Origin of the sequence: Henriciella sp. (assembly GCF_029937755.1) — a bacterium.
Lineage (GTDB): Bacteria > Pseudomonadota > Alphaproteobacteria > Caulobacterales > Hyphomonadaceae > Henriciella.
Genome location: NZ_JAPYPG010000009.1, coordinates 114927 through 122781 on the forward strand (window position 1 = coordinate 114927; position 7855 = coordinate 122781).

At 61.2% G+C, this 7855-nt stretch carries 4 protein-coding genes; 3 read left to right on the plus strand and 1 reads right to left on the minus strand.

The genetic code is table 11. From position 1 onward, the window contains the following. Window positions 1–54: 54 nt before the first annotated feature. From Q1K29_RS16375 to Q1K29_RS16385, 3 genes are read left to right on the plus strand one after another with little or no spacing between them, the layout of a single operon-like run. Window positions 55–1350, plus strand: a complete 1296-nt coding sequence (locus tag Q1K29_RS16375) for a TolC family protein (RefSeq protein ID WP_300396201.1) — start codon at window positions 55–57, stop codon at window positions 1348–1350. Then, on the plus strand, window positions 1347–2630 hold the full coding sequence (locus Q1K29_RS16380; protein ID WP_300396204.1) for an efflux RND transporter periplasmic adaptor subunit: 1284 nt from the start codon (window positions 1347–1349) through the stop codon (window positions 2628–2630). The genes Q1K29_RS16375 and Q1K29_RS16380 overlap by 4 nt, the downstream gene beginning before the upstream one ends. A gap of 11 nt (window positions 2631–2641) precedes the next feature. Next, window positions 2642–5755, plus strand: coding sequence for a CusA/CzcA family heavy metal efflux RND transporter (locus Q1K29_RS16385; protein WP_300396206.1), 3114 nt, complete (start codon window positions 2642–2644; stop codon window positions 5753–5755). Between the two features lie 1524 nt (window positions 5756–7279). Here the strand turns inward: Q1K29_RS16385 and Q1K29_RS16390 are convergent. After that, the coding region (locus tag Q1K29_RS16390; RefSeq protein WP_300396208.1) for a hypothetical protein at window positions 7280–7855 on the minus strand (576 nt) is incomplete at its 5' end.

Here is a 7855-nt window from a genome sequence, read left to right on the forward strand (position 1 = left end):
GGGGTGCGGCTTTGCCTGCACCATCGTTGAATCTGGACGAGGACACTCCCTCACATGAAACATGCAATTTGCGGCGTGGTCGCCGCTATGGCTGTACCTGTACTGACAGGACCAGCCTATGCCGACGGTTGCGGACCAATGCCCGCAACCCAAGCCAGTCAGGACCCGAATGCACCACTGACGCTGGACGCTGCTGTCGCTCGCGCCAGCAGGCAGGCTCCGGAAGTGATGCTATCGGCGCTTGAGGCGCGTGCCGCGTCGGCAGATGCCGACCAGGCGGGGCAGCCACTGAATCCCTCAATCTCTCTGGAGACCGAGAATTTCGCCGGAACAGGACAGCTCCAGGGTTTCGACGCCTACGAGACGACGCTGGCGCTTGAGCAGACATTTCGCCTCGGCGGCAAACGCAGGTTGGCCGAGCGCTTGGGTCAGGCTGAAGCGGCTTTGGCGAGTGCTGAATGCGAGGCGCAACGGCTGAAGGCAGCCACACTGGCCGGTGAACTCTTTCTTGATCTGCAAGCCTCAATCGAGATGGCAGAGGTCGCCGACGCGTCTGCCGATCTCGCTGAAGAACTGGAAAGTGTCGTCCAGCGCCGGGTCGATGCTGGCGCTGCCTCACCGCCTGAACTGACCCGCGCTCGCACAGACCTGGTAGTGCTGCGGGCCGCCGCTGATGCGGCGAGGGGCGAAGTTGAAGCCAACGCCCTTGCGCTTGCATCGCTATGGGGAAGTGCGGAGGTCGATTTCGTGCTGCCGGATAGAGGCGTGAATTCGCTAGCAATGCAGGATACCACTTCGGAAGTGAGCGGCGGGCCTCATCCGCGTGTGGTCGCAGCGACTGCGGAGGAGGCTGCCCGTTCTGCTGGAATTGATCGCGCACGTGCGGAGGCTTGGCCCGATGTGAAAGTTTCGGCTGGCGTTCGGCGGTTCGAAGACACAGGCGACAGTGCGTTCCTCGCGGGTTTAAGTCTGCCGCTTCCAATTTTCGACCGTAACCAGGATGCCACACACGCCGCCCGGTTCCGCGCCGAAGGGGCGGAGCTGAATACGAGGGCCGTGAAAGCAAGGCTGAGAGCGGAGCAGGCGAGTCTCGCCGCGCAGGTCCGGGCCGCGAAATCCCGGTTGCAGCGTCTCGAGGGCGAAGCCCTTCCCCTGGCCGAAAACGCCTATGCCTCCGCCGCTGAGGGTTACCGGGTTGGCAAGTTTGACCTGACCGCCACGCTTGATGCGCGGCGCAGCCTGATCGAAACCCGCGCCGCCGTGATCGATGCCCGGCTTGCGCTCCAGACTCAAACCTTGCGGCTGCGTGCGCTGATTGGCGCCGCGCCGTTCGAAGGAGATATCCAATGAAACTGAATTTGCTCTATGCGGCGCTGCTATGGCCGGCGCTCCTGTATCTTGGTGCCTGCGGCAATGACGCCTCCGGTTCGTCTGTTGCAAACCGGACGGCCTCGCAAGCCGAAGCTGGCCATGATGACCATGAAGCCCATGAAGAGGGTGAAGGTGAGGACCATGAAAGCCATGATGAGGCCGATGGCGGCGATGCTGATAGCCATGAAGAAGGTGGCGACCATGTCGAGCTGAGCGCCGAGGCAGCTGAAGCGGCCGGAATCCGGATTGCGCAGGCCGGAACCGGACCGGTTTCGGGGGCTCTGGACTTGCCCGCCGAAATCCGTTTCGACGCGGACCGGGTGGCGAGGGTCTCGCCACAGGTGGACGGCATTGTCGCCGAGTTCCATGCCGGCGAGGGCGACACGGTGAAAGCCGGTGCGAGGCTTGCGCGGCTGACCAGCCGTGAACTCGCCGGCCTCAAGGCTGACTATATGAATGCGCTCAGCGCCGAGCGTCTGGCGCGGGCGGAACTGGACCGCGAGGAAAACCTCTGGGAACAGAAGATCACGTCCGAAGCCGATGTGCAGTCGGCGCGTGCGGCTTTCTCGGCCGCGAATGCCGCGCGGGAGGCCACCGAGAACAGGCTCCACGCCATCGGCATCGGTCATGGTGTGCTGGACAGGCTGGATGAGGCGGCGGACGGGGTGCTGGCGCAGGCCTATGTGACCGCGCCGCTGGCCGGAGAAGTGATCCAGCGGAGCGTTTCGCTTGGCGAAACCGTATCGGCTGGCAGCGCGCCGATGTTCGTCATCCTCGATGCCAGTGTCGTCTGGGCCGATATCGCGGTCTACAAGGAAGATATCGCCAGGGTCAGCGAAGGCCAGGCCGTGATCCTTCAGCAGGATGATGGACGCGTCCTCGCCGAGGGGACAATTTCAAATGTCCTGCCGGTCATCAATGAGACGTCCCGCACAGCGACAGCGCGGGTCATCGTCGACAATGCCGAACGCAGGCTGAGACCCGGACAGTTCGTGACGGCCCGGATCCAGACGGCGGACTCACCGCCCGTCGTGCGTGTGCCGTCTGATGCCATCGTCAGCGTCGAGGACAAGACGTCCGTCTTCGTGCCAACTGATGACGGTTTTGAACCCCGCGAGGTCCGCACAGGCGACGGCGCCGGGGGTTATACCGAGATCCTCTCCGGGCTCCAGGCAGGCGAAGCCTTCGTCTCGGAAGGCGCCTTCACCCTGAAAGCGCAGCTTGAAAAAGACGCTTTCGGCGACGGCCACGCACACTAGGAGACCCGCAAATGATCAATCTGATGCACCGCCTTGCGGGTGGACGGCTGCTTGCCGCCATTGCCGCACTCGCCCTGTCGATCGGGGGGCTGTTCGCCTTTCGCAGCCTTCCCGTCGATGCCTTTCCCGATCCCTCGCCCTCGCTGGTCCAGGTCTTTACGGAGACCGAAGGCCTGTCGCCGGAAGAGGTCGAACGCTATGTGACCTATCCGATCGAGACGGCCATGTCCGGCCTGCCCAGGGTCGAGGAGATCCGCTCGACATCCAATTTCGGCCTGTCCGTCATCAATATCTATTTCGAGGATGGCACTGACGTCTACTTTGCCCGCCAGGTTGTCGGCGAACGCCTCGGCGAGGCCGGCGAGGCCATTCCCGAAGGTTTTGGCACCCCGAAGATGGGACCGATTTCGACCGGGCTCGGCATCATCATGTATTACCGGCTCGTCGACGAGACCGGCGAGCGCTCGCTGGTCGAGCTGCGCGAGATCGCCGACTGGATGATCAAGTATCCGCTTCAGTCGGTTGAAGGCGTGACGGAAGTGCTGTCGCTGGGCGGCTTTGAAAAGCAATATCAGGTCCGGCTCGATCCGGACCAGCTCACCTCCTATGATCTCAGCGTCAGCGAGGTCATCGCCGCCCTGGAGAGCGCCAACCGGACAGCTGGCGCGCAATTCATCGAAATTGGCGCCGAGCAGTACACCGTGCGCGGTGTTGGGCTCGTCCGGACGCTGGATGATCTGCGCGAGACACCTGTGAAAACAGTCGACGGGCGTACAGTGCGCGTTCGTGATTTGGGCGAGGTCGCCATCGGCGGTGGTGTCCGCCAGGGCCTTGCCACAGCAAATGGCAACGGCGAGACGGTCGCCGGTCTCGTGCTGAAGCTCTATGGCACCAATACATCCGAAGTCATCGGCAATGCGCAATCCCGCTTCGAGGAGATCAACCAGTCGCTGCCCGATGGAGTGAAGGCTGTTCCATATTACGACCAGGGTGCCTTGGTCGAGAAAGCCGCGGCCACTGTAACGACCGCGCTGTGGCAAGGCGCTCTGCTCGTCGCAGTGATTGTCCTCATCTTTCTGGGCGGCTGGCGCCCGAGCCTCGTCGTCGTACTGTCGATCCCATTTTCGGTCGGCTTTGCCTTCGTCTCAATGAACATGCTCGGCATCGGCGCCAATCTCATGACGCTGGGCGGTGTGGCGATTGCCATCGGGATGATGGTCGACGGGGCCATCGTCATCGCCGAGAACGTTGATCGGGGGCTGCGCGAACGGCGCGAAGGCGAAGACAGCCGCACGACGGTTGCGCGCTCCAGCGCCGAGGTGATCGCGCCGCTGATTGCCGCCGTTGCTGTCGTCATCATCGTCTTCCTGCCGCTCTTCTCGCTACAGGGCACCGAAGGCAAGACGTTCCGGCCGCTGGCCGCGTCCGCCGCGCTCGCCATGACCGGGTCGCTGATCTATGCGGCGCTGATTGCACCGGCCATGGCCCTGGGCCTCATGCGTCCGCCGAAAAGCGCTGAAATGGAGGGCGACAGCCGCCTTGCTTCACTCATCAAACCGCTTGCGGCCTTCTTCGTCCGGCGGCGTCTTGCGGCAGTCGGGCTTGCGGGCGTCCTGCTTCTGGTTGGAGGGCTGTCGGCGACACGCCTTGGCTCGGAGTTCACTCCGGCACTTGAAGAGGGCGATGTCCTGCTTCGTGTGACCATGGCACCGTCCATCTCGCTGACTGAAGCAAAAGAGACTTCGACACGGATCGAGGCAAGACTGCTGGACACGTTTCCCGAGATCAGTTCTATCGTCAGCCGGATCGGGCGCGGGGAGGTCGGCGCGCATGCCGACCCGGTCAACAGTATCGAGGCTTTCGTGGCGCTCAGGCCGCGCAGCGAATGGCGGGACGGGATCAGCCCGAACGAGCTTCGCGCCGCCATTTCCGAGAATCTCGGCAGCTTTCCGGGCGTCAGGGTCAATGTCGGCCAGCCGATCGCGATGTCGGTCGATGAACTCCTGACCGGGACAAAGGCGCAGCTGGCAGTCAAGATCTTCGGGCCGGATACGGAGGTTCTGCTTGGGGGGTCGCAGGAATTGCAGTCCATCCTGCAGGCGGTTCCGGGGGCAAGCGATGTGCAGGCCGACCAGATCACCGGCGCGCCGCAACTAGTGGTCTCGCTCAACCGTCCGGCGCTTGGGCGCTACGGCCTCAGTGTCGAGGAGGCGCTCGATGCCCTGCGCTCCGGTGTCGGCGGGGCCGAGGCGGGGGCCGTGTTCGAAGGCGTGCGCCAGTTCCCCGTCATCGTGCGCTATGCCGAAGCGGACCGGGATACGCCGGAGGCGATCGGGCGGATCATCCTGCAATCGGCCAGCGGTGCGCGGGTCCCGCTCGAAAGCGTGGCCGATATCAGGGAGATCGTCGGCCCCCGGCAGATCACGCGCGAGAATGGCGAGCGGTTCATTGCCGTCCAGCTCAATGTGCGGGGCCGCGACATCGGCAGCTATGTCGCCGATGCGCAGGCGGCGGTCGCCGGCCAGCTCGACCTGCCAGCGGGCTACCGTGTCGAATGGGGCGGTCAGTTTGAGCTCCAGCGCGAAGCAAATGAGCGCTTTGCCGTAGTGATCCCGATCACGCTTGGCATCGTGCTCCTGATCCTTCTGCTGACTTTCGGGCGGTTGAAGTCGGCCATCCTCATCCTGCTCAATATCCCGCTGGCGCTGACTGGCGGGGCGATGGCGCTGTGGATTGCGGACCTGCCCATCTCGGTGCCGGCGACCGTCGGCTTCATCGCCCTGTTCGGTATCGCGCTCGGGAACGGCATGGTGCTGGTCAGTTTCATGGATGATTTCGCCAGACAGGGCCGGGACCGTGACGAGCTTGCCGTGGAAGCGTCCGGCTTGCGGGCGCGTCCCGTGTTGATGACAGCCCTGACGACGGCGCTCGGCCTTGCACCACTGCTCTTTGCGGCCGGGGTCGGCGCCGAAGTGCAGCGGCCCCTGGCCACTGTCGTCATGGGCGGGCTGGTTTCATCAACGGTGCTAACGCTGCTGGTGTTACCGGCGCTTCACCGCTGGTTCGCCCCGAAGCCCGATGCGCACCCCTCCCTTATCGAAGCCGAACACGTTCATGCACCTTAGCGGCCGGAGAAACGCTCCGCCTCAACTGGAAAGGAGTGGAGGCGGAGCCCGGTCACGATCAACGCTTAAAGCAGAATTCGTACGCGCTATCTACTTCGTCTGCTTTTGCGCCCAAAGCGGACGTAGATCCTAATTACTTCAGCCCCACTAGTTTGGCCGAGCCTGCAGCAACCGCATGGTGTCGATTGATCCAACGGTGGCGCCGCGCCAGCCGATCCGCACTTAATGCAGATCGGCGAAGCCGACGGCGATATTCGCAGATGCCGCTCCGAGCCCGATGGTTGGCCTATGTGTCAAAATGAAACATGGGTCTGAGGTGGTAGGGGACCGAAAGTTGGAGGTCGATGTCTCTAAAACCGGCGTCGTGCCCACTTTTTCAGGGAGCTCTATTTGAAAGGGGGGGTCAAGGGCGGTTCAGGGAAAGTGGGGCTATGTGTCAATCTGCTACATGGGAATTCCACGCGATGACTTCAGACCTATGTGTCAATCTGAAGCATGGGCGGGGCCATGCTTCAGATTGAACATCTTTGATTCTAATCGCTTTTTTAACATAGGGATTGCACTAGGACACAAAACTTCTGGCTGTTCAGCTGAGACTTCATCCAAAATTCAAGTTTGGAAGCGGTCGGACAAGGCCAGGAAGGTTGCTGTCAGACTTTTGCCCATTACCGGATTTTGTCGTTCGTATCCCTACCCAGATGAAGCAGTGCTCGTGCGGCCCGTTCTTGAAATGGGCATCCCTCCCTTTGCTCGTGGGGCGGCGTCGCTCGGGATGCCCATTGCAAGAACTTCTACAGCGCTATTCCCTCCAGCGACAGCGCGCTGACAAACCGGGAGCCTCTTTCAAGACGTCGCTCGCGATTTGAAGCTTGTCCGCTAAGGCCTCGATAAGATCCGGGGGCACTTCAACGCAAGCGACCTGCTTTATCGATCCGTCCGCAAGTTTTCGATCGACGCAGATCAGCAAGATAACTTCACCGAATTTGGTGCCGAGTGTGACAGACAGGAAGACATTTGGGCTCCAGCAAGAGCCGACCGGCCAAAGGCTCTCAGCGTCCTTTCTCGTGGTTCTTTTTGCACGTTTTGACATTTCATTTCCTTTCGAAGTGTCTCGACGCCCAGCTGCTATCTGTTGGTGAGCCAATGCGGGGTATAGTGGGAGCAGTCCCCGCCGGTTTGGCCGGGTGCTCCTACAACTCCATCATAATCACCGCTACCTGCCGGAGCCGCCGAACGCATGGAGTGCAAATGTGCCGCTCTGCCAGCCATTTACTCAGACGCTTCTTAACGAGACAGATCAGAGCATCCCGCTTTGCCATGGGCATCGTCCTTCAGTGGTGCCCTTCCGGTATATGCAAAGGTCCCTTTCGTACCGGAGAGTGACGACGCGCCGAAAGTTTCTCGCCAAGATCGCATCGCCCGCTGCCAAGCCTGGCAACGACAATGATGATCTTGATGACGTGAATAGTTTTGAAGGTTGAGAGTGGGCTTCATAGCGGAGGGTTAAAACCTTCAAGGATTTCATCACACTCCTAGATCGGTGCGATTTCGAAAGTCCAGAAACTGTTCTTTCGCCTCTTCGAATCCCGCAACTTCAGCGATCAATGTATCGAGCGCCTTCCCATAAATTATTCTCTCAAAAGTTCTCGCTACGTCGACAGGCCGAAAACCAAGTTCATCCGACATTAGCCCTTTTAGCGTTACAGCCGCCTGAACATACTTATCGCGTGCGTCGATGTAATTCCGTATGATGGCTCTAGGGCTTCCTCTGTAACGACCGTAAACGCCGTGACGAAGGTGCTCTACGAAGATTTCAAAATCACCGTTTTCAGCGCCCTTTGGCTCAAGACCCAAGGTCACCCACGTCCGATATGCATCATGTACGATAAACCACGTCGGGTCGGCTCCGAGCACTTTTGAGACCTTCTTTGAGCCGCCGCGATGATGAGCGCGAAGAGCCGCGGCCGCCGAACCCAACCATCGGCTCAAGTCTTCCAGCCTGCTGACGGGCCTGGTAACGGTCTCAGATGAGTAATCAGCCGCAGGTGACCCAGCCCCGTGATTTCCGGCCATGAATTTGCAGAGTCCTCGACACGAAGA